The following is a 17,404-nucleotide window of genomic DNA, read 5'->3' on the forward strand; positions in this document are numbered from 1 at the left end:
GCGCACAGGGCGGCTCCCGAACCGGGCGCGGGCCGAGCGGGCTCAGCGCCCGCCGCCGTACCCGCCTCCATAGCCGTAGCCGCCGCTTCCGTAGCCCCCGTAGCCGTACCCGCCGCCGTATCCGTAGCCGCCGTTGTACCCGCCTCCGTAGCCGCTGCCGTAACCTCCGCCGTACCCGCCGCCGTTCTGGCCGCCCCAGGAGCAGTAGTACGGGTTGGGGTAGCAGTTCTCGCCCGTCTTCGGGGGCGTGCTCGACGGGGTGGGCGTGGGCTCGGCGGTCGGGGTCGGGGACGCCTTCGGGGTCGGTGTGCTCGCGGGTGCGGGCGCGGACTTCGGGGTCGGGGTGGGGCTGCTCTCGGCGTCCCAGTTGACCGCCTGCATCTGGAGGTCGGTCTTCGAGGTGTCGAAAACCCAGCGCTGGGCGGGGCCGTCGTCGCGGTTCTTCAGGACCAGCGCGCCGGAGCCGTCGGTGGCGGCGGGGGTCAGGGCGAGGTCCTGGTCCCAGCGCGGGACGAGGGTGCCCTGGAGCGTGAAGTCGTAGCGGATGTCCTTGGCGCCGGGCTTGGTGGCGCCGGTGCAGGGCGCGAGGCGTACCGAGTAGCCGAGGTGGGAGTCGAGGCACAGGTCCGGGTCCTCGGCGCTGCGCAGGAGGCCGTCGGTCTCGTACGTCCACTGCTGGCCCGCGTCCGCGGAGCACTCCGCGAGCTCGGTCTCCGCGCCCTTGGCGGCCTTGTCGCCGACGACGCCGACGCACAGCCCGGACTCGACGTTGTGCAGCCGGCCGCGCAGGTCGCCCTGGCGCGCCTCGTTGGCCCCGGCCCAGGAGGGGTTGCTGGTCGAGGAGGCGGAGTCGGAGCCCGGCACTTCGGTGGGTCCCGCCTCGGTCTGGCCCGAGCTGTCGGCCGAGCTGAGCGAGGACCACAGGACGAGCGGCAGGACGATCAGGCCGCTCACGGTCAGGACGGCGGCGGTGAGGTTGCGGCGGGAGGTGCGGCGGCCGGCCTTGTGGGGCGCGCGCCTGGTTCCCGTCGAGCGCCTGGTTCCTCCGGAGCGTGCGCGGGAGCGGGGTCCGGGGACGGCGGGGGCGGGTCCGGTGGGGACGGGCGGTGCGCCGTGCGGGGCCGGAGCGGCGAACGGCTCGCCCACGAACGACTCGCCCGCGAAGGCCTCGCCCATGAACGGCTTGGCCACGGCGTGCTGTTCGGCCTCGTCGAGGCCAGGACCGGCGTCGACGCTCATGCGCGACTCCACGTAGGCGTGGGCACCCCAGCCCAGGACCGCCTCGGCGAGGGCCAGGCCGAGCCGGCCGTTGAACTGGTGCAACTGGTCCGCGGTGTGCAGGCAGTGCCGGCACCGCTCCAGGTGCTCGCGCAGATCGGGATCGAGGTCGACGCCGCCGCGACGGTAGGTCACGTCGAGCAGCCGCAGATAGTGCTGGCACTCCTGCTCGGGGGCGAGTTCGCGGTGGACCTGGAGGCACTCCTCGCGCAACCGCTCGCGGGCGCGCCTGAGTTCGATGGCCGCGTCCTCCTCGTCCAGCCCGAGCAGGGCGGCGGGGACGCCGAGCGGTTCCGCCTCGACCTCGGTGTGCCAGAGCAGGCAGCGGGCCGACTGGGGCAGCCGCTGGAAGGCGCCGGAGAGCAGACGGCGTTCGGCGGGCGGGAGCAGCCGGGCCGCGGCCCGCTCGCCGTCCGCCCCGGTTCTCAGTGCGGGGTGCAGCATTTCCCGGCGGCCGTCGGAGTCCCATTCCGCCGCTATTCGGCGGACGGTGACGAGCAGATGGGGGCGCCACGCGGCGGTGGGTCCGGTCTGGCGCAGGGACTCGCCGAAAAGGCGAGTGAACGCGGCGGTGGTGAGCATGCCGGCCGGGCGGGGGCCGTCGGTGCACAGCCGCGCGTAGGCGAAGGCGGCCTCCCAGTGCCGGTCGAGCAGTTCACCGACGGGCTGGAGCGCGGGCGTCGTACCACTCCACTTCTTGAGCTCGGCGCTCAGTTGTTCGTCCGTGACCTCGTACGGGCGAAGCGGAGTCGGCGAATTCGACGGGCCTGCGTCATTCACGGCGGCATTCCTCCCGCGGGCATGCTGCATTTAGTCCATACCAATGGGTACGTCCGCCTGGGACAGCTCTTTTGAAGCGTGAGGGGCGTACGGAGGGGGTCGGGTAACACACAGGGGGAAATATGTATTGTCTGTGCGCCGACAGGCACACTTTTGCACAGGTCAGGGACGCCTAACAAGAGATCTCGCGGTTTTGCGCATCGCGTTCGGCCACAGCCGTTTGACGATTCGTCAAGGCCGACGCGCCCGAGATTGCCGTTCTCCGCATTTCCGTAATTGGAAACGGGATTCAGTTAACTCCGCGAAGAGTTCCAGGCAACCATTGAACGTCCACTACACAGCGCATCCACCCGGCCCCGTGAGGTCACGCTCCAACCATTGGGTCCGCGGTGCGGTAGGCCCCGGGCGGCAGGCCGTAGCGGGCGCGGAAGACGCGGTTGAAGTGGAAGGGGCTCGCGAAACCGGAGGCGGCGGCGACGCGTTCCACCGACAGGTCGGTGCCCTCCAGCAACCGGGCCGCGTGCTGGAGCCGTGCCTCGCGCAGCGCCCGCATCGGCGACTGGCCCAACTGCTGTGTGAAGAGGTGGGCGAACCGGGACGGCGAGAGCGACACGCCGAGGGCGAGCGACTCCACGGTGTGCGGCGCGCCCGGGTCGCCGGCGATGAGGTCCTGGGCCCGCCGGACCCTGGGATCCACACCGCTCCGGGCCCGGGTCGCCCGAGCGGCACCCGCGGTGAGCAGCACGACCTCCTCCAGGGCGCACAGGGCGAGTTCGCGGGCCGCGGCCCCATGGGCGACGGCGACCCGGTCCTCGGCGCGCGTGGTGGCGGGCGGCGCGCCGGCGCCGGTCCAGCGGGCGTCGGCGAGCATACGGCGGAAAGCGGCCTCGACACGCGGGTGTGGAACGTCCTGCGACGGAGCCGCCGTCACCGCGTACAGGCCGTCGCCCCGGTCGTGGGGCCGCAGCCAGGCCGTCCAGGAGGGTCTGGCACCGCAGTGCACCCACCAGAACTCCCAGTGCGCGGCGCCCTGTTCGACGGCGTAGCGGTGCGGGGTGCCGGGGGCGAGGACCACGAGGTCGCCGGTGCCCGCCGAGGTCTCGGTGTGTCCCTGGCGCAGGGTGCCGCGGCCGGCCACCGTCCAGGTGAACAGCCAGCTGTCGGCGCCGTGCGGACGCTGGACGGCGTAGCCGGGGCGTTCGTCGTAGCGGCCGACGACCACCAGGCCGGGCGGCGGGCCGGGGTCGCCGGGCGCGGCAGTCCTGGGCAATCCGTCGGCGGTCACGGGCATCCTCCTTCGGCGGGCGACGGCCTAGCGTGACGAGTGGAACACATCTCACCAGGGAGTGGACGCATGACAGTCACAGGCATCGAGTCAGGGCTCCAGCGGTTCGAGGAGGAGGGCTTCCTCGTCGTCCGCGGGCTGTTCGGACGGGACGAGATCGACCGGCTCTGCGACGAGTTCGCGGCGCTGCACGCGGGCGGCCCGGTGCCGGGGCACTTCGAGCCGGCCGAGTCCGCCGACCCGCTGCGCAGGTACCCGCGGGTCATGCAGCCGCACGAGATCAGCGAAGCCGCGCTGCGGGTCCTGCTGGACGCCCGGCTGCGGGAGGTGCTGGAGGGCCTGCTCGGCGAGGAGGTGCTGGCCGCGCAGAGCATGTTCTACTTCAAGCCGCCGGGCGCCCGGGGACAGGCGCTGCACCAGGACAACTTCTATCTGCGGGTCGAGCCGGGCACGTGTGTCGCCGCCTGGGTGGCCTGCGACGAGATCGACCGGGACAACGGCGGCCTGGAGGTCGTGCCCGGCACACACCGCATGGACCTGTTCTGCCCCGAACTGGCGGACTCCGAGGTGTCGTTCGCGCGGGAGTACGTGGCGCCGCCCCCGGGGCTCGCCGCGGTTCCCGTCGACATGGCCCCGGGTGACGTCCTGTTCTTCAACGGCAGCCTGGTGCACGGCTCGCAGCCCAACCGCACGGACGAGCGGTTCCGCAGGTCGTTCATCGGCCACTACGTCGGGGCGTCCACCGAGCGGATCGGGCACTACTACCGGACGCTGTCGATGAGCGGCGCGCGGGTGCCGCTGCCGGAGAGCGAGGGAGCGGGCCCGTGCGGCACGGAGTTCGCGCCGCTCGGGCCGCACTAGTCAGCTGTGCCCGACGACGGGGCGGGCCGTGTACGGCCCCTCCAGCTCCGCCAACTCCTTCTCGCTGAGCTCCAGTTCCACGGCCGCCACCGCGTCCTCGATGTGGTGCGGCCTGCCCGCGCCGACGATCGGGGCGGCCACCGTGTCCTGGGCCAGCAGCCACGCCAGGGCGACCTGGGCGCGCGGGACGCCCCGGTCGCCGGCGATGCGGGTGACCGCCTCGACGATGGTTCGGTCGCCCTCCTGGTAGAGCCGGCTGCCGAAGTTGTCGGTGGAGCTGCGGTCGGTGACCGTGCCCCAGTCCCGGGTGAGCCGGCCCCGGGCCAGCGGGCTCCACGGCAGCGCGCTGACGCCCTGGTCGGCGCAGAGCGGCAGCATCTCGCGCTCCTCCTCGCGGTAGAGGAGGTTGTAGTGGTTCTGCATGGAGACGAACTTGGTCCAGCCGTGCCGCTCGGCCGTGTACTGCATCTTCGAGAACTGCCAGGCGAACATCGAACTCGCCCCGAGGTAGCGGACCTTGCCCGCCTTCACCAGGTCGTGCAGGGCCTCCATCGTCTCCTCGACCGGGGTGCGGGGGTCGAAGCGGTGGATCTGGTAGAGGTCGACGTAGTCGGTGCCGAGCCGCCGCAGGCTGTGGTCGATCTCCGTCATGATCGCCTTGCGGGACAGTCCGGCGGCGTTCTGCCCGGGCCGCATCCGGCCGTTGACCTTGGTCGCAAGCACGATCTCGTCGCGGTCCGCGAAGTCCGCGAGGGCCTTGCCGACGATCTCCTCGCTGGTGCCGTCGGAGTAGACGTTCGCGGTGTCGAAGAAGTTGATGCCGGCGTCCAGGGCCTGCCGGATCAGTGGCCGCGACGCCTCCTCGTCCAGGGTCCACTCGTGCACGCCACGGTCCGGCAGGCCGTAGGACATGCAGCCCAGACAGATCCGCGAGACGTCCAGGCCTGTCGAACCGAGCTTCACGTACTGCATCGTTGCTGCTCCTGCCTTCGAGAAGGGTTCGAGAGGGAGCGTACGACTTCGCAAGCGATCGAGGTCGCCCTCTTGAGCCAGACCGCCTCTTGAGCAAGGCCGCGCAAGGTGCTGAGGGCACTGAGCCCCGTTGGTGCCCCCAGGTGACCGTCCGGCGTGTGCGTGGCCGGACCGGCGGCCCGCTCCCGCATCCTCGGCGCAGATGACCGGCGTCCGGCCGGGTCTCGCGTCGAACAGGAGATTCACCGTGCGGAAGTTCCTCGCCGCGGCCGTCCTGCCGCTCGTCCTCGCGGCACCCGCCTGGGGCCGGTCGGGCGCCCCGCCCGAAGGCCCGGCGACCGTGTGCGCGCCCGCCGGAACCCTGCGGGACGAGGGCGGACAGCGGGCCCGGGTCGGGCTCTGCCTGGGCAGCGGCACCCCGATGATGTCCGTGTCCGCCCCGGCCGTCTGCCGTCCCGCCGGGCAGTGTCTGACCTCCGGGACCTGGACGGCCCGGCGCGACGGCGAGACGGTCGCCCGGGGGACCCTGCCGGGGTCGGCCGGATACCCCGGCCCGGGAACGTACGACGTCGAGGCGGATGTCGTGGTCCGCCCGGCGTCCGAGGGGGCCGAGCTGCGCGGCACGGTCCGCGCCACGCTCACCCTGACGGCGCCGAAGGCCGCGCCCACGCACCGGATCGAGGTGACCGGGCGGACGCTGCGGCGGGACTCCGTGACCACCCTGACGTACACCGTCTTCCGGGACAGCGACCAGGGCGACGGCAGCGCCCGCTTCGGGCTCATCGGCGAGGAGGGCAGCGGGGTCCGGCTGAGCACCTCCGACCCGCGCTGCGTCAATCCGCTGACCGGCCGCCACCCGGCGACGACGAGACAGCCGTACGCCCTCGACTGCGCGCTCACCGACCTTCAGCCCGGCAATCCCTCGACGGTGGTGGTCCGGGTCGCGCTGAAGGACACCTGCTCGACGGTCGTGTCGAAGCTGGGCTACTGGATGCCGCGCGGCCAGGCGCTGTACACCGGCGGAATGCTCGAAGGGCCCGCGGTGGGCTGCGGGTGAGCCGGGCAGGGGCCGCCACCGGCTAGCGGGGCTCCACCAGGTCCAGCACCCGCTCCCACCCGAACTCCTCGCCGTCGCCGCCCTGGTAGGGATATCCGAACCGCACGCCCATCTCCCGCAGCCGGATCAGGCTGTCCTGGTAGGCGGGGTGGCCGGCGAGGTCGTCGGAGACACAGGTCAGAACGCCGATCGGGACGCCCCGGCCGGCCATCTCGCACAGGGTGCCCACGGCGAGGGTGTCGGCGATCCCGGCCGCCCACTTGTTGATGGTGTTGAAGGTGGCCGGGGCCACGACGACCGCGTCCGGCTCCGGGAAGGGCCGCGGCTCCCCGGGGCGGCGCCAGGCGGAGCGGATCGGGTAACCGGTCTGCGCCTCGACGGCGGCCGTGTCGAAGAAGCCGTTCATGGCGGTCGGTGTCGCGATGACACCGACGTGCCACTCCCGTTCCTGTGCGGCGGTGATCAGCTTGCCGACGTCGGCGGCGATGCCTGCGGCGCTGACGACGACGTACAAGAAGGGCGGTATCTCGTCCTGTTCGGTCACGCCGGAACCCTACTCAAGCGGGAAGGTCAGCCCCCGTTCGGCCTCGGGGCGCGGTCCGTGGATGCGGCGCTCCTTCTCCTCGATGGGCACGTCGTTGATGCTCGCCTCGCGCCGGGTCATCAGTCCGTGCCCGTCGAACTCCCACAGCTCGTTGCCGTACGACCGCCACCACTGCCCCTCGGCGTCCTGGCACTCGTACTGGAAGCGGACCGCGATGCGGTCGCCGTCGTAGGCCCACAGGTCCTTGCGCAGCGCGTACTCCCGCTCGCGGGCCCACTTCGCGGTGAGGAACTCGACGATCCCTGCGCGCCCGGTGACGAAGGTGCCGCGGTTGCGCCACACCGAGTCCTCCGAGTAGGCGAGCGCCACCCGCCCGGGGTCACGGGTGTTCCAGGCGTCCTCGGCGGCCTGCACCTTCTGGGCGGCGGTCTCGCGGGTGAAGGGCGGCAGGGGTGGGCGGTCGGTCATGTCAACCTCCGTGACGACAGGCGGAGAACGTGCGTTCTCCGGCTGCCTGTTAACGTAGGAGAACGCACGTTCTCACGTCAAGGAGGGCTCGTCATGGAGAGCGCAGTGGCCCGGGAGCGGGTGCTGGACGCGGCCGAGGAGCTGTTCTACGGGCGGGGCATCCAGTCCGTCGGCATGGACGAGGTCCGCGGGGCGTCCGGCGTCTCACTCAAGCGGCTCTACCAGCTCTTTCCCGCCAAGGAGCAGTTGGTGGAGGCGTATCTGGAGCGTCGGGACGGCCGGTGGCGGGGGCGGCTGGCCGAGTACGTGGAGCGCGGGCCGGACCCCGAGGAGCGGATTCTGGCCGTCTTCGACTGGCTGGGGACCTGGTTCGGCGAGGACGGCTTCCGGGGCTGCGCGTGGATCAACTCGTACGGCGAGCTGGGTGCGACCTCGGACCGGGTGGCGGCCCAGGTCCGGGCGCACAAGCGGGCGTTCGGGGACTACCTGGCCTCGCTCGTGGCCGCCGCGGGGCGCCCCGCCGAACTGGCCGGACCGCTGTTCCTGCTCGCGGAGGGAGCGATGGTGACGGCGGGCATCACCCGGAGCACCCGTCCAGCCGCCGAGGCGCGCGAGGCGGCTCGGATTCTGCTGGCCCACTGAGTCCCGCGAGCGCCGTCACCTCCGTGCGGGCCCGTGCGAGCGAGTCCGCCGAGAGCGGCTCCAGGTGGGCCAGCTGCGGCAGCAGTCCGGCGAGGGTCAGTTCCGCGGCCACGAAATGCGTCTCCCGTACGCCGAGTTCGCCGAAGTAGGCCCTCAGGTACGGCGTCTGGAAGTCGTACGACTCCCTCGGTGTGCCGGGGCCGTAACCGCCGCCCCGCGCCATCACCACGACCACGCGGGTGTCCCGCAGCAGGCTCTCGCCGGTGTCGGGGTCGGTGTACGCGCCGGGGAAGGTCACGCGGTCGATCCATGCCTTCAGGGACGCGGGGACGGCGAAGTTGTACATCGGGACACCGAGCAGCACCGTGTGCGCGGCACGGAGTTCGGCGATCAGGGGCAGGGTGAGGGCCCACTCCCGTTCCTCGGCGGCGGTCTCGATCAGGGCCGACACCTTGTCCGGCGGGACCGGGCCCTCGCGCTCCACGCGGCGGCCGAGGGCGGTGTACGCCGGGCCGAGCGCGGGGACCGGGTCGGCGCACAGGTCGTGGTGGACGTAGCGGCCGGTGGGGTTGCGGGATCGCCAGGTGTTCGCGAACAGACCGGTCAGGCGTCTGCTGACGGAGTCGTCGGCCGTGTCGGCGCTGGAGTCGATGTGCAGAAGGGTCATGCCGGTCACCTCGGTGCTCTTGAGATCGTCAAGGGGGTGACGGGGCACGACGGAGAAAGGTGACCGATGGACGGTCAGAACGGGCCGGCGCTGCGTTTCGAGGCCGAGCGGGGGCGGCTGCGGGCGCTGGCGCACCGGATGCTGGGCTCGCCCGACGAGGCGGAGGACGCCGTACAGGAGGCCTGGCTGCGGCTGGACCGCACCGGCGACGACGGTATCGACAACCTGCCGGGCTGGCTGACGACGGTGGTGTCCCGGATCTGCCTGGACCAGCTGCGCTCGCGGGCGACCCGACGGGAGGACCCGTACGGCCAGGAGCCCCCGGAGCAGGCCGCGTCCGACGCCCCCGAGGACCAGGCCGTACTCGCCGACTCGGTGGGGACCGCGCTGCTGGTGGTGCTCGACCGGCTGGGCCCGGCCGAACGGGTCGCGTTCGTGCTGCACGACCTGTTCGGGGTGCCGTTCGACCACATCGCGCTGGTCCTGGACCGGTCACGGCCGGCCGCGAAGAAGCTCGCCAGCCGGGCCCGGCTCAAGGTCCGGGGCACTCCCGCTGTCCCGGGAGCCGAGCTCGACCGGCATCGGCGGCTCGTGGAGGCGTTCCTGGCGGCCGCGCGGGGCGGTGACCTGGTCGGCCTCCTGGAGGTACTGGCACCCGACGTGGTGCGCCGCGCCGACCCCGCCGCACTGCCGCCCGGGGTGCCGGTCGAGCTGCGCGGTGCCCGAGCCGTGGCCGAGGGAACGACGGCGCTGCGCGAGCGGTCCCGGTCCGCGGCCGTCGCCCTGGTCGACGGCGACGTCGGCCTCGTCGTCGCCCCGCACGGCCGCCTCCTGTTCGCGATCACCGTCACCGTCGAGGACGGCCGGATCACGGCGTACGACGTCGTCGCCGAGCCGGGGCGGTTGCGGCCGGTGGAGCTGGGGGTGCTCGACGCGGTGGGGGTGTGGCGGGGCTGACCGGCGATGCTCGACCTGGTGGGGCTGGGGCAGGGCTGACCGGGGGCCACCCGGCCCGGTGAGGCCGCGGCGGGACTGACCGGGGGCCACCCGGCCCGGTGAGGCCGCGGCGGAGCTGAACCGGGGGATGCCCCACCCAGTCAGGCTGTGCCGGGACTGACCGAGGGCTACCCAACCCCGCGAGGCCTCGGCGGGACCGACCGGGGGCGCCCAACCCAGTGAGGCTGCGGCGGAGCTGATCCGGGGGATACCCCACCCAGTCAGGCTGTACCGGCACTGACCGGGGCTACCCGACCCGCCCGCTCGGCGCGCGTGGCCCGTCGCAGCCCCCCGGTCAGCCGCCGCGCCCCCTCAGCCCACCGTCTCCGACACCCTGATCGCCGAGACCGGACAGGCCCGGGCGGCCTCCCGGACCATCGGGTCGCCGGCGCCGTCCTCACGGCCGGGCAGCAGGGTGCTGAAGCCGTCGTCGTCCTGGGTGAAGACGCCCGGGGCGGCCAGGGCGCACTGGCCCGCCCCGATGCAGACGTCCGTGTCGATCTCGATGTGCATGGCGGAGCCTCTTACCAGGTCACGGGGAGTTCCAGCATCCCCTGGATGGTGTCGCCGGGTTTGAAGGGGATCTCGTCGGCCGGGGCCGCGAGGCGCAGGGTGGGCAGCCGGTCGAAGAGGGTGTGCAGGGCGATCTCCAGCTCCGCGCGGGCGAGGTTCTGGCCGAGGCACTGGTGGATGCCGAAGCCGAACGCGATGTGGTGCCGCGCGGGCCGGTGCCAGTCGAGGGTGTCCGGTTCGGCGTAGACGTCCTCGTCGCGGTTGACGACCGAGGTGGAGAAGACCACGCCGTCGCCCGCCCTGATCGTGGTGCCGGCCACCTCGATGTCCTCCCGGGCCAGCCGCAGCAGTCCGTCGGCGATCGACAGCAGCCGCATCAGTTCCTCGACCGCGCCCGGCAGCAGGCTCGGGTCGGCCCGCAACTCGGCCAGGCGGTCCGGGTGCTGGAGGAGGGTGTAGGTGCCGAGCGAGATCATGTTGGCGGTGGTCTCGTGACCGGCGACCAGCAGGATGATCGACAGGGCGATCAGTTCCTCGCGGGTCAGCTCGCCGTCCCGCAGCTGCTGGTGGACGAGTTCGTCCAGCACCCCGTCACCGGGCTCCCGCTGTGTGCGTTTGAGGTCGATCAGTTCGTCGAAGTACTCCTCCAGCTGGTCCCGGGCGTCCATGACGTCCTCGGCCCCGGGGCCGCGCAGCAGCCGCCGGGACTGTCCCTCGAAGAAGTCGTGGTCGGCGTAGGGCACCCCGAGCAGGGCGCAGATGACGGTCGAGGGGACGGGCAGCGCGAAGGCACCGACCAGTTCGGCGGGCGGGCCCTGGGCGATCATCGCGTCGATGCGTTCGTCCACGATCCGCTGGATGCGGGGGCGCAGCCGGGCGGCCCGGCGCAGGGTGAAGCTGGGGACCATCAGCCTGCGCTGGACGCGGTGCTCGGGGTCGTCGACGCCCAGCAGCGCGGTCTTCCGGTTCTTGACCCCCGCGAAGCGTGCCGTGGGTGCCGGGAAGTCGGCGTGGGTGCGGTCGGTGGACAGGCGCGGGTCGGCGAGCAGGGCGCGGGCGGTGTCGTGTCCGGTGACCAGCCAGGCCGGACGGCCGTCGAAGAGGGTGATCCGGGACAGCGGGCGGGCGGCGCGCAGCGGGGCGTAGCCGGTGGGCGGGTGGTAGGGGCAGGTCCGGTCCTGGGGGAAGGCGACGGGTTCCGTTTCCGTCATGGAAGACCTCGCAGACGAAGGGTGCGTCGTGCAGATCTTCATTAGATGCCCAGGGCATCTATAGGGCGACGAGAAGTTCGGCCAGATCGGTGGCGGGGGGGAATCTGGCCGGGGATCGCCGCCGTGGGGCCGGGAAACGGAAGGCGGTCTCCCGCACGGACCCGCCCGTACCTCTGCACGCACCCGCCGCGCCTCCGCGCAGGCCGACGGAAATCGGCTTGCCGAGGCGCCCGCGCAGCCGCCACTATCTGGCCATGCTGACGACCGAAGCCTTCCTGCCGCCGACCGCCACCGCCGTTCTTCCGGTGCGCGGCCAGCAGCAGTCCGGCCGACCGTGGGGGCCCACGCTTCCGCGCTCGTGACCGCCGCGCTCGTCGCGGGGCTGCTCGCGGGGTACGGCATCGCCGTCCCGGTGGGCGCGGTCGCGACCTACCTCGTCTCCCTCACCGCTCGTACGTCCCTGCGCACCGGGGCCTGTGCCGCACTCGGCGTGGCCACGGCCGACGGACTGTACGCCCTGGTGGCCACGGTCGGCGGCACCGCGGTGGCCGCGCTGCTGCGGCCGGTGCTCGGGCCGTTGCGCTGGGCGGCCGCGCTGGTCCTGGTGGTGCTGGCGGTCCGGGGCGCGGTGTCGGCCGTACGCCAGTACCGCGACCACCGTCTCGCCACCCGGTCCGCCCCTCCCCCGCCGAGCCCGGCGCGGGCGTATCTGGGCCTGCTGGGCATCACGCTCCTCAACCCGACCACGGTGATCTACTTCGCGGCCCTGGTCCTCGGCAGCCGCGCCGAGGACGCCGTACGCCCCCTGGAACAGGGCGTGTTCGTGCTCGCCGCGTTCGCCGCGTCGGCGAGCTGGCAACTGCTGCTGGCCGGGGGCGGCGCCCTGCTGGGCCGGGCGCTGACGGGTCATCGGGGACGGCTGGTGACGGCGCTCGTGTCGAGTGCGGTGATCACGGCGCTGGCCGTACGCATGGTGTCATGATCACGGCGCTGGCCTTACGGATGGTGACGTGATCACGGCACTGGCCGTACGGATGGTGCTCACTCCGTGAAGGCGCGGGCCACGGCGAGGCTGTCCTCGTACACGTGGTGGCGGACCACCAGCCCGTTCTCGACGGTCAGGTGCAGGGCGAACCTCGCCCGGTAGGGCCGTCCGGTGGCCGCGGCGGTCTGCCGGATCTCGCCCAGCACCACCGCGTCCGCGCCGTCGACCAGGATCCGCTCGATCCGCGTCGCGGCCTCGCCGGGCACGTGGTGCACGGCCAGGTCGCGGAAGTGGGCGGCGGCGTCGGCGCGGGTGGCGCGGGGCCGGATCCAGGGGGTGGCCGGGCTGCCGTGCTCGGCCTCGGGCCAGTTCAGCTTCCAGTCGCAGTCCTCGGCGTACCGGGCGGCGATCTCCTCCGGGTCGCCGCGGCCGATGCGGTGCAGCAGGTCCTCGACCGTCGCACGGGTCGTCGTGGTCATCTGCGGGGCCTCTCTCCCGGGGGGGGTGTCGCCCACGACTGTGCCGGAGGACGCTGACAGGGGTCGATTACCCGTCAGGTAATGCCGGTTCCGGCCGTGGGCACCCGGCGGGGGATGAATCTCGTGCGGGGTGGTGTTGAAGTCCCGCGAGACCCCCGTAGCAGACGACGAGGAGAGGGAAACCATGCCTCTTGAGGGCGAGTACGAGCCCAGCCCGACCCAATGGGTGCGCGAGCAGGTGGAGTTGTACGAGAGCTCCGGCGGCACCAAGGGGACCACGCTCATGGACACGGGGATGCCGGTCATCGTGCTGACGACCCGGGGCGCGCGGAGCGGCAGCATCCGCAAGACCCCGCTGATGCGGGTCGAGCACGACGGCCGGTACGCGGCGGTCGCCTCGCTGGGCGGTGCGCCCAAGCACCCGGTCTGGTACCACAACGTCAAGGCGGAGCCGCGCGTCGAGCTCCAGGACGGCGCGGTGAAGAGGGACTTCACGGCCCGGGAGATCACCGGTTCGGAGAAGGACGAGTGGTGGGAGCGGGCCGTCGCGGCGTACCCGCCGTACGCCGAGTACCAGACCAAGACGGACCGGGTGATACCGGTCTTCGTCCTGGAGCCCGTCGACGGGGACTGAACCCGCTCGGAAAAAATCTTCGGATGAGGACGCATGGACCGGTTGCGGCCGGGCACCCGAGCGTCAGGCCCCGCCGCGTTCCCCCGTCGCGGCGGGGCTTTCTCGTGCTTCCCCGGCCGGCCGGTCGGTGACGTCGAGGAAGATCTGGTCGGCCTCGGCCACGGTCCGGGAGACCGACCGCTTGATGCGTACGGCGACCTCCTCGACCCGCTCGCTGTCCAGGCCCGGCACCAGGTCGACGCGGGCGGCCACCAGGACCGAGTCCAGCCCCATCTTCATCGTGAACAGCGCCTCCACGCTGTCGATCTCGGGCTGTGCGTCCAGCAGGGCCCGGATGCGCGCGCCGGCCTCCGGGTCGGCGGCCTCGCCGATGAGCTGGCCCTTGGCCTCGCGGCCGAGCCGGTAGGCCACGTAGACGAGCAGCGCGCCGATGGCCAGGGACGCGGACGCCTCCCAGACCACCTCCCCGGTGACCATGTGGAGCGCCATGCCGGCCATGGCCAGGCTCACCCCGAGCACCGCGGTGCCGTCCTCGGCGACGACCGTGCGCAGCGCCGGATCGCGCATGCCCTGGGCGACCCCGCCCTGCCTGTGCACCTGGTGCAGCGCCCGCACCAGCGAGATCCCCTCGGCGAGGAAGGCCACACCCAGCACGATCAGACCGACCACATAGCCGCTGAACTTCTCCTCGGCACCGTTGCGCAGGGCCTCCACGCCCTGGAAGAAGGAGAAGCAGCCGCCCATCACGAAGATCCCGACGGCCGCGAGCAGCGACCAGAAGAAGCGCTCCTTGCCGTAGCCGAAGGGGTGGCGCCGGTCGGCGGGGCGTCGGCTGCGGTGCAGCGCGGCCAGCAGGAAGACCTCGTTGAGGCTGTCGGCGACGGAGTGTGCCGCCTCCGACAGCAGTGCGGGCGAGCCCGCGAGGAGTCCGCCGACGGCCTTGGCGACCGCGATCACCAGGTTGGCCGCGAGCGCCACCAGCACGGTGACGCGTGTCTTCCGGTCCGCTTCGTCTTTCTTGGATGTCCCACTCACCTTCGCCGACTGCCCGTCTCCCCGGCACTCACACCGTGGCGTCGGCCGAAAACGGGGAACGCGTCCACCAGGACAGGCGCACTCCGGGAGGAAACATGGGCAGCGCGGACGACGGCAACAGCGCGTACGGCCAGAAGGCGTTCAAACGGTCGAAGAGTCACTTCGCGGACCGGGTGACCGCCGACGGCCGGGACGGCTGGCCGGTGGAGCCCGGCCGCTACCGCCTGGTGGTGAGCCGGGCGTGTCCCTGGGCGAGCCGGGCGGTGATCTCGCGCCGGCTGCTCGGTCTGGAGGACGCCCTGTCGATGGGGATCACCGATCCGGTCCAGGACGACCGCAGCTGGCGTTTCACCCTCGATGCGGACGGCCGCGACCCGGTCCTCGGCATCCGCTACCTGAGCGAGGCCTACGACCGCCGCGAGACGGGCTACCCGGGCGGGGTGAGCGTGCCCGCGCTCGTGGACGTGCCCAGCGGGAAGCTCGTCACCAACGACTACCAGCAGCTCACCCTGGACCTGGCCACCGAGTGGCGGGACCTGCACCGGGAGGGGGCGCCGGATCTGTATCCGCACGCTCTGCGCGACGAGATCGACACGGTGATGGCGGAGGTCTACGAGGACGTCAACAACGGGGTGTACCGGGCGGGGTTCGCGACCGGCCAGGAGGAGTACGAGGAGGCGTGCGCGGGTGTGTTCCGGCGCCTCGACCTGCTCACGCCACGGCTCGCCCGGCAGCGGTATCTCGTCGGGGACACCGTCACCGAGGCGGACATCCGGCTGTTCACCACGCTGGTCCGCTTCGACGCCGTCTACCACGGCCACTTCAAGTGCAACCGGTGGAAGCTGACGGAGAACGAGGTGCTGTGGGCGTACGCCCGCGACCTCTACCAGACGCCGGGATTCGGTGACACCGTCGACTTCGACCACGTCAAGCGGCACTACTACCAGGTGCACAGCGGCATCAACCCGACCGGTGTCGTCCCGCTCGGACCGGATCTGGCGGGCTGGCTGACCCCGCATCACCGTGCGGAGCTGGGCGGCCGTCCGTTCGGCGACGCGACCCCGCCGGGGCCGCCGCCCCCGGACGAGCGGGTGCCGGACGCCGGACGCCCCTGACCGACTGCGACAGCGACCAAGGAGATCGGCATGGCAAAGAAGAAGAAGCTGAAGCTGCCCCTCGCCTACCAGCCGCTCGGGTTCGTACTGGGCTGGTCCAGCGGCTGGCTGGCGGGGCTCGCCTTCCGCAAGACCTGGATGGCGATACGGCACGAGGAGGACGCGCCCGACGCGCTGGACCAGGACCGGGGCTGGGGGGAGATCCTGCTGGCGGCCGCGGTCCAGGGCGCCATCTTCGCGGTGGTGCGCAGTGCCGTGGACCGCACGGGCGCGAAGGCCATCGAGCGGTCCACGGGCGTCTGGCCGGCCGCCGAGAAGGGCGGCCGGGACTGACTCACCCCTGCTTGGGCGCGGTCGGCGTGACCAGGCGCAGGGTGAAGGAGTGGCCGGCCGGGTCGGAGTAGCCGCGTTCCTCGAACGGCCCCGAGGCGTCCTTCGTCTCCAGCGGGCGCCCGCCGAGCTCCACCACCTTGCGCTCGGCCGCGTCCAGGTCCTCCACCACGAAGTCCAGGTGGGCCTGGAGGGAGTTCTCGGGGCGCGGCCAGCTCGGCGGGGTCGCCTTCACGTCGCGGCGGAACCCCATCCGGATGCCGTCCGCGCCCCTGATCTCCACGCGGTTGGCGGTGGCGTCCGTCTCCTCGCCCTCCAGCAGTTCCTTGTAGAACACGGCGAGTTTCTCGGGCTCGGCACAATCGAGCACGACGACCCCCGTTTTCACCAGAGCCATGTCTCCTCCGAAAGGTCCGGCCACGGGGCGTCGGCGCCCAGCGGCCCAGTACCTTGCGGATATCCCGGCACGGCCGATTCAGTCGGCGACCAGCCACTCCCCGTCGCGCATCAGCTCCCGTCCCCGGAGTTCGTCGGCCTCCCGCCAGGCCTGCACCCGCTGCGGCCGGACCCTGAAGTACAGGTAGGGAGTGGTCAGTCGGCGTGGGTCGAAGCCGGTCCTGGCGGCGAACCGGTCGCCCTCCTCCTGCCCCAGCTGGGCCTGGGTAACGGTCTCGACGGTGCCCTCGATCATCACGACGTCCCGCGTGGGCCCGAGCCCGAGCCGCGTCCTTCCGGTCGCCTGGAGGTTGCGGCCGGTGGGGCTGGTGGCCGGGGTGGCGAGCAGCAGCGTGGACCCGTCCCAGAGGAAGGAGAGCGGGACGAGGAACGGCACTCCGGAGTCGTCGTCCGGGGCGGTGGCGACCCAGACGTCCTCGTCGTGCTCCAGTCGGTGCAGGCTGTCCTGCTTGCGCTGCTTGGCGGGGCGGGCGGGCTGCGCTGCCATCTGCGTGCGTCCTCCTGGTCGATCTTCGACTGAGGGCTCCAGTCTGGCCGTCCGGACCTCTTTCCCACCGCCCGATCACCTACCTCCGGGACCCCTGGCTACTTCCTGGACATCAGTCCAGCTATAGTGGACACCTGTCCAAGACTTGGGAGAGGAAGCTGATGGAGATCCTGGCGAATGTGCTGGTCGGCCTGGTGGCGGCGCTGCACGTGTACATCCTGGTGATGGAGATGTTCCTGTGGCAGAAGAAGCCGGGGATGTCCTTCCACGGGTTCGACCGTGAGATGGCCCGGGCCACCGCGGCCATGGCCGGCAACCAGGGGCTCTACAACGGCTTCCTCGCCGCGGGCCTGGTGTGGGGGCTCGTCGCCGGTGATCCGACCGGGTTCCGGGCGCAGGTCTTCTTCCTGGTGTGCGTGATCGTCGCCGGGGTGTACGGCGCGGTCACCGCCAACGTCCGCATCCTCGCCGCGCAGGCGTTGCCCGGCGCGCTCGCCCTGGCCGCCGTGCTCGTCGCCCGGTGAGCCGCCCGGCGCCCGAGGACCCGCGGGCGGCCCGCACCCGGGCACGGTTGCGGGAGGCGCTGCTCGCGGAGTGCGCCGCGAGATA

21 protein-coding genes are annotated in these 17,404 nt (G+C 72.3%); 9 read left to right on the forward strand and 12 right to left on the reverse strand.

Features of this window, described 5'->3' with window-relative positions; all coding sequences use genetic code 11:
• Positions 1-42: 42 nt before the first annotated feature.
• Together G3I78_RS45055 and G3I78_RS45060 are read right to left on the reverse strand one after the other, a co-directional pair.
• Entirely contained in the window at positions 43-2,058 is a 2,016-nt protein-coding gene (locus tag G3I78_RS45055) for an RICIN domain-containing protein (RefSeq protein WP_164436002.1), read from the reverse strand.
• Positions 2,059-2,422: 364 nt separating this feature from the next.
• Positions 2,423-3,343, reverse strand: a complete 921-nt coding sequence (locus tag G3I78_RS45060) for a helix-turn-helix domain-containing protein (RefSeq protein ID WP_343244005.1) — start codon at positions 3,341-3,343, stop codon at positions 2,423-2,425.
• A gap of 69 nt (positions 3,344-3,412) precedes the next feature.
• On the opposite strand from G3I78_RS45060, the gene G3I78_RS45065 reads away from it, so the two are divergent.
• The gene (locus G3I78_RS45065; RefSeq protein WP_164436014.1) at positions 3,413-4,204 is read left to right on the forward strand and encodes a phytanoyl-CoA dioxygenase family protein; all 792 of its coding nucleotides are present in this window, start codon (positions 3,413-3,415) and stop codon (positions 4,202-4,204) included.
• On the opposite strand, the gene G3I78_RS45070 is transcribed toward G3I78_RS45065, so the two are convergent.
• The gene (locus tag G3I78_RS45070; protein WP_164436016.1) at positions 4,205-5,176 is read right to left on the reverse strand and encodes an aldo/keto reductase; all 972 of its coding nucleotides are present in this window, start codon (positions 5,174-5,176) and stop codon (positions 4,205-4,207) included.
• 247 nt (positions 5,177-5,423) lie between these two features.
• On the opposite strand from G3I78_RS45070, the gene G3I78_RS45075 reads away from it, so the two are divergent.
• Complete coding sequence (locus tag G3I78_RS45075) at positions 5,424-6,233, forward strand: hypothetical protein (protein WP_343244006.1); 810 nt, start codon at positions 5,424-5,426, stop codon at positions 6,231-6,233.
• Between the two features lie 22 nt (positions 6,234-6,255).
• Here the strand turns inward: G3I78_RS45075 and G3I78_RS45080 are convergent, their stop codons facing one another.
• Positions 6,256-6,777, reverse strand: coding sequence for a flavoprotein (locus G3I78_RS45080; protein ID WP_164436020.1), 522 nt, complete (start codon positions 6,775-6,777; stop codon positions 6,256-6,258).
• A 9-nt stretch (positions 6,778-6,786) separates the two neighbouring features.
• Positions 6,787-7,245 (reverse strand): nuclear transport factor 2 family protein, encoded by a 459-nt coding sequence (locus G3I78_RS45085; RefSeq protein WP_164436022.1) that lies wholly within the window; start codon positions 7,243-7,245, stop codon positions 6,787-6,789.
• A 93-nt stretch (positions 7,246-7,338) separates the two neighbouring features.
• On the opposite strand from G3I78_RS45085, the gene G3I78_RS45090 reads away from it, so the two are divergent.
• Positions 7,339-7,887, forward strand: a complete 549-nt coding sequence (locus G3I78_RS45090) for a TetR/AcrR family transcriptional regulator (RefSeq protein ID WP_164436024.1) — start codon at positions 7,339-7,341, stop codon at positions 7,885-7,887.
• On the opposite strand, the gene G3I78_RS45095 is transcribed toward G3I78_RS45090, so the two are convergent.
• Positions 7,823-8,554 carry an NAD(P)H-dependent oxidoreductase gene (locus G3I78_RS45095; RefSeq protein WP_164436026.1) on the reverse strand — a complete coding sequence of 244 codons (732 nt, stop codon included), beginning with the start codon at positions 8,552-8,554 and terminating at the stop codon, positions 7,823-7,825. The genes G3I78_RS45090 and G3I78_RS45095 overlap by 65 nt on opposite strands.
• A gap of 66 nt (positions 8,555-8,620) precedes the next feature.
• Between G3I78_RS45095 and G3I78_RS45100 the strand changes: the two genes are divergently transcribed.
• Positions 8,621-9,511, forward strand: coding sequence for a sigma-70 family RNA polymerase sigma factor (locus tag G3I78_RS45100; RefSeq protein WP_164436028.1), 891 nt, complete (start codon positions 8,621-8,623; stop codon positions 9,509-9,511).
• Positions 9,512-9,862: 351 nt separating this feature from the next.
• On the opposite strand, the gene G3I78_RS45105 is transcribed toward G3I78_RS45100, so the two are convergent.
• Both G3I78_RS45105 and G3I78_RS45110 read right to left on the reverse strand, forming a co-directional pair.
• Positions 9,863-10,063, reverse strand: a complete 201-nt coding sequence (locus G3I78_RS45105) for a ferredoxin (protein WP_164436030.1) — start codon at positions 10,061-10,063, stop codon at positions 9,863-9,865.
• An 11-nt stretch (positions 10,064-10,074) separates the two neighbouring features.
• Entirely contained in the window at positions 10,075-11,274 is a 1,200-nt protein-coding gene (locus G3I78_RS45110; RefSeq protein ID WP_164436032.1) for a cytochrome P450, read from the reverse strand.
• 358 nt (positions 11,275-11,632) lie between these two features.
• On the opposite strand from G3I78_RS45110, the gene G3I78_RS45115 reads away from it, so the two are divergent.
• The gene (locus tag G3I78_RS45115; protein ID WP_164436034.1) at positions 11,633-12,256 is read left to right on the forward strand and encodes a LysE family transporter; all 624 of its coding nucleotides are present in this window, start codon (positions 11,633-11,635) and stop codon (positions 12,254-12,256) included.
• A 59-nt stretch (positions 12,257-12,315) separates the two neighbouring features.
• Here G3I78_RS45115 and G3I78_RS45120 read toward each other — a convergent pair whose 3' ends face one another.
• Complete coding sequence (locus G3I78_RS45120) at positions 12,316-12,738, reverse strand: nuclear transport factor 2 family protein (RefSeq protein WP_164436036.1); 423 nt, start codon at positions 12,736-12,738, stop codon at positions 12,316-12,318.
• 184 nt (positions 12,739-12,922) lie between these two features.
• On the opposite strand from G3I78_RS45120, the gene G3I78_RS45125 reads away from it, so the two are divergent.
• Positions 12,923-13,372, forward strand: a complete 450-nt coding sequence (locus G3I78_RS45125; RefSeq protein ID WP_164436039.1) for a nitroreductase family deazaflavin-dependent oxidoreductase — start codon at positions 12,923-12,925, stop codon at positions 13,370-13,372.
• 63 nt (positions 13,373-13,435) lie between these two features.
• Here G3I78_RS45125 and G3I78_RS45130 read toward each other — a convergent pair whose 3' ends face one another.
• On the reverse strand, positions 13,436-14,407 hold the full coding sequence (locus G3I78_RS45130) for a cation diffusion facilitator family transporter (RefSeq protein ID WP_164436041.1): 972 nt from the start codon (positions 14,405-14,407) through the stop codon (positions 13,436-13,438).
• A 95-nt stretch (positions 14,408-14,502) separates the two neighbouring features.
• Between G3I78_RS45130 and G3I78_RS45135 the strand changes: the two genes are divergently transcribed.
• Together G3I78_RS45135 and G3I78_RS45140 are read left to right on the forward strand one after the other, a co-directional pair.
• A complete protein-coding gene (locus G3I78_RS45135; protein ID WP_164436043.1) occupies positions 14,503-15,522 on the forward strand; it encodes a glutathione S-transferase C-terminal domain-containing protein in 1,020 nt (339 codons plus the stop codon).
• Positions 15,523-15,552: 30 nt separating this feature from the next.
• Positions 15,553-15,855, forward strand: a complete 303-nt coding sequence (locus G3I78_RS45140; protein WP_164436045.1) for a DUF4235 domain-containing protein — start codon at positions 15,553-15,555, stop codon at positions 15,853-15,855.
• A gap of 1 nt (position 15,856) precedes the next feature.
• Here the strand turns inward: G3I78_RS45140 and G3I78_RS45145 are convergent, their stop codons facing one another.
• Together G3I78_RS45145 and G3I78_RS45150 are read right to left on the reverse strand one after the other, a co-directional pair.
• Positions 15,857-16,249: a VOC family protein gene (locus G3I78_RS45145; RefSeq protein WP_164436047.1), complete on the reverse strand. Its 393-nt coding sequence runs from the start codon at positions 16,247-16,249 to the stop codon at positions 15,857-15,859.
• A 78-nt stretch (positions 16,250-16,327) separates the two neighbouring features.
• Positions 16,328-16,795 carry a pyridoxamine 5'-phosphate oxidase family protein gene (locus G3I78_RS45150; protein WP_164436049.1) on the reverse strand — a complete coding sequence of 156 codons (468 nt, stop codon included), beginning with the start codon at positions 16,793-16,795 and terminating at the stop codon, positions 16,328-16,330.
• A 161-nt stretch (positions 16,796-16,956) separates the two neighbouring features.
• On the opposite strand from G3I78_RS45150, the gene G3I78_RS45155 reads away from it, so the two are divergent.
• Positions 16,957-17,319, forward strand: a complete 363-nt coding sequence (locus G3I78_RS45155) for a DUF1304 domain-containing protein (RefSeq protein ID WP_164436051.1) — start codon at positions 16,957-16,959, stop codon at positions 17,317-17,319.
• Positions 17,320-17,404: the final 85 nt, after the last annotated feature.

Origin of the sequence: Streptomyces sp. SID13726, from assembly GCF_010548375.1 — a bacterium.
Taxonomy (GTDB): domain Bacteria; phylum Actinomycetota; class Actinomycetes; order Streptomycetales; family Streptomycetaceae; genus Streptomyces.

What these genes read in the sequence shown, in the direction of transcription:
- G3I78_RS45135 (WP_164436043.1), top strand. Translation starts at nt 14,503, where the DNA reads ATGGGCAGCGCGGACGACGGCAACAGCGCGTACGGCCAGAAGGCGTTC.
- G3I78_RS45145 (WP_164436047.1), bottom strand. Translation starts at nt 16,249, where the DNA reads ATGGCTCTGGTGAAAACGGGGGTCGTCGTGCTCGATTGTGCCGAGCCC.
- G3I78_RS45085 (WP_164436022.1), bottom strand. Translation starts at nt 7,245, where the DNA reads ATGACCGACCGCCCACCCCTGCCGCCCTTCACCCGCGAGACCGCCGCC.
- G3I78_RS45140 (WP_164436045.1), top strand. Translation starts at nt 15,553, where the DNA reads ATGGCAAAGAAGAAGAAGCTGAAGCTGCCCCTCGCCTACCAGCCGCTC.
- G3I78_RS45065 (WP_164436014.1), top strand. Translation starts at nt 3,413, where the DNA reads ATGACAGTCACAGGCATCGAGTCAGGGCTCCAGCGGTTCGAGGAGGAG.
- G3I78_RS45155 (WP_164436051.1), top strand. Translation starts at nt 16,957, where the DNA reads ATGGAGATCCTGGCGAATGTGCTGGTCGGCCTGGTGGCGGCGCTGCAC.
- G3I78_RS45100 (WP_164436028.1), top strand. Translation starts at nt 8,621, where the DNA reads ATGGACGGTCAGAACGGGCCGGCGCTGCGTTTCGAGGCCGAGCGGGGG.
- G3I78_RS45110 (WP_164436032.1), bottom strand. Translation starts at nt 11,274, where the DNA reads ATGACGGAAACGGAACCCGTCGCCTTCCCCCAGGACCGGACCTGCCCC.
- G3I78_RS45095 (WP_164436026.1), bottom strand. Translation starts at nt 8,554, where the DNA reads ATGACCCTTCTGCACATCGACTCCAGCGCCGACACGGCCGACGACTCC.
- G3I78_RS45105 (WP_164436030.1), bottom strand. Translation starts at nt 10,063, where the DNA reads ATGCACATCGAGATCGACACGGACGTCTGCATCGGGGCGGGCCAGTGC.
- G3I78_RS45070 (WP_164436016.1), bottom strand. Translation starts at nt 5,176, where the DNA reads ATGCAGTACGTGAAGCTCGGTTCGACAGGCCTGGACGTCTCGCGGATC.
- G3I78_RS45125 (WP_164436039.1), top strand. Translation starts at nt 12,923, where the DNA reads ATGCCTCTTGAGGGCGAGTACGAGCCCAGCCCGACCCAATGGGTGCGC.
- G3I78_RS45120 (WP_164436036.1), bottom strand. Translation starts at nt 12,738, where the DNA reads ATGACCACGACGACCCGTGCGACGGTCGAGGACCTGCTGCACCGCATC.
- G3I78_RS45150 (WP_164436049.1), bottom strand. Translation starts at nt 16,795, where the DNA reads ATGGCAGCGCAGCCCGCCCGCCCCGCCAAGCAGCGCAAGCAGGACAGC.
- G3I78_RS45090 (WP_164436024.1), top strand. Translation starts at nt 7,339, where the DNA reads ATGGAGAGCGCAGTGGCCCGGGAGCGGGTGCTGGACGCGGCCGAGGAG.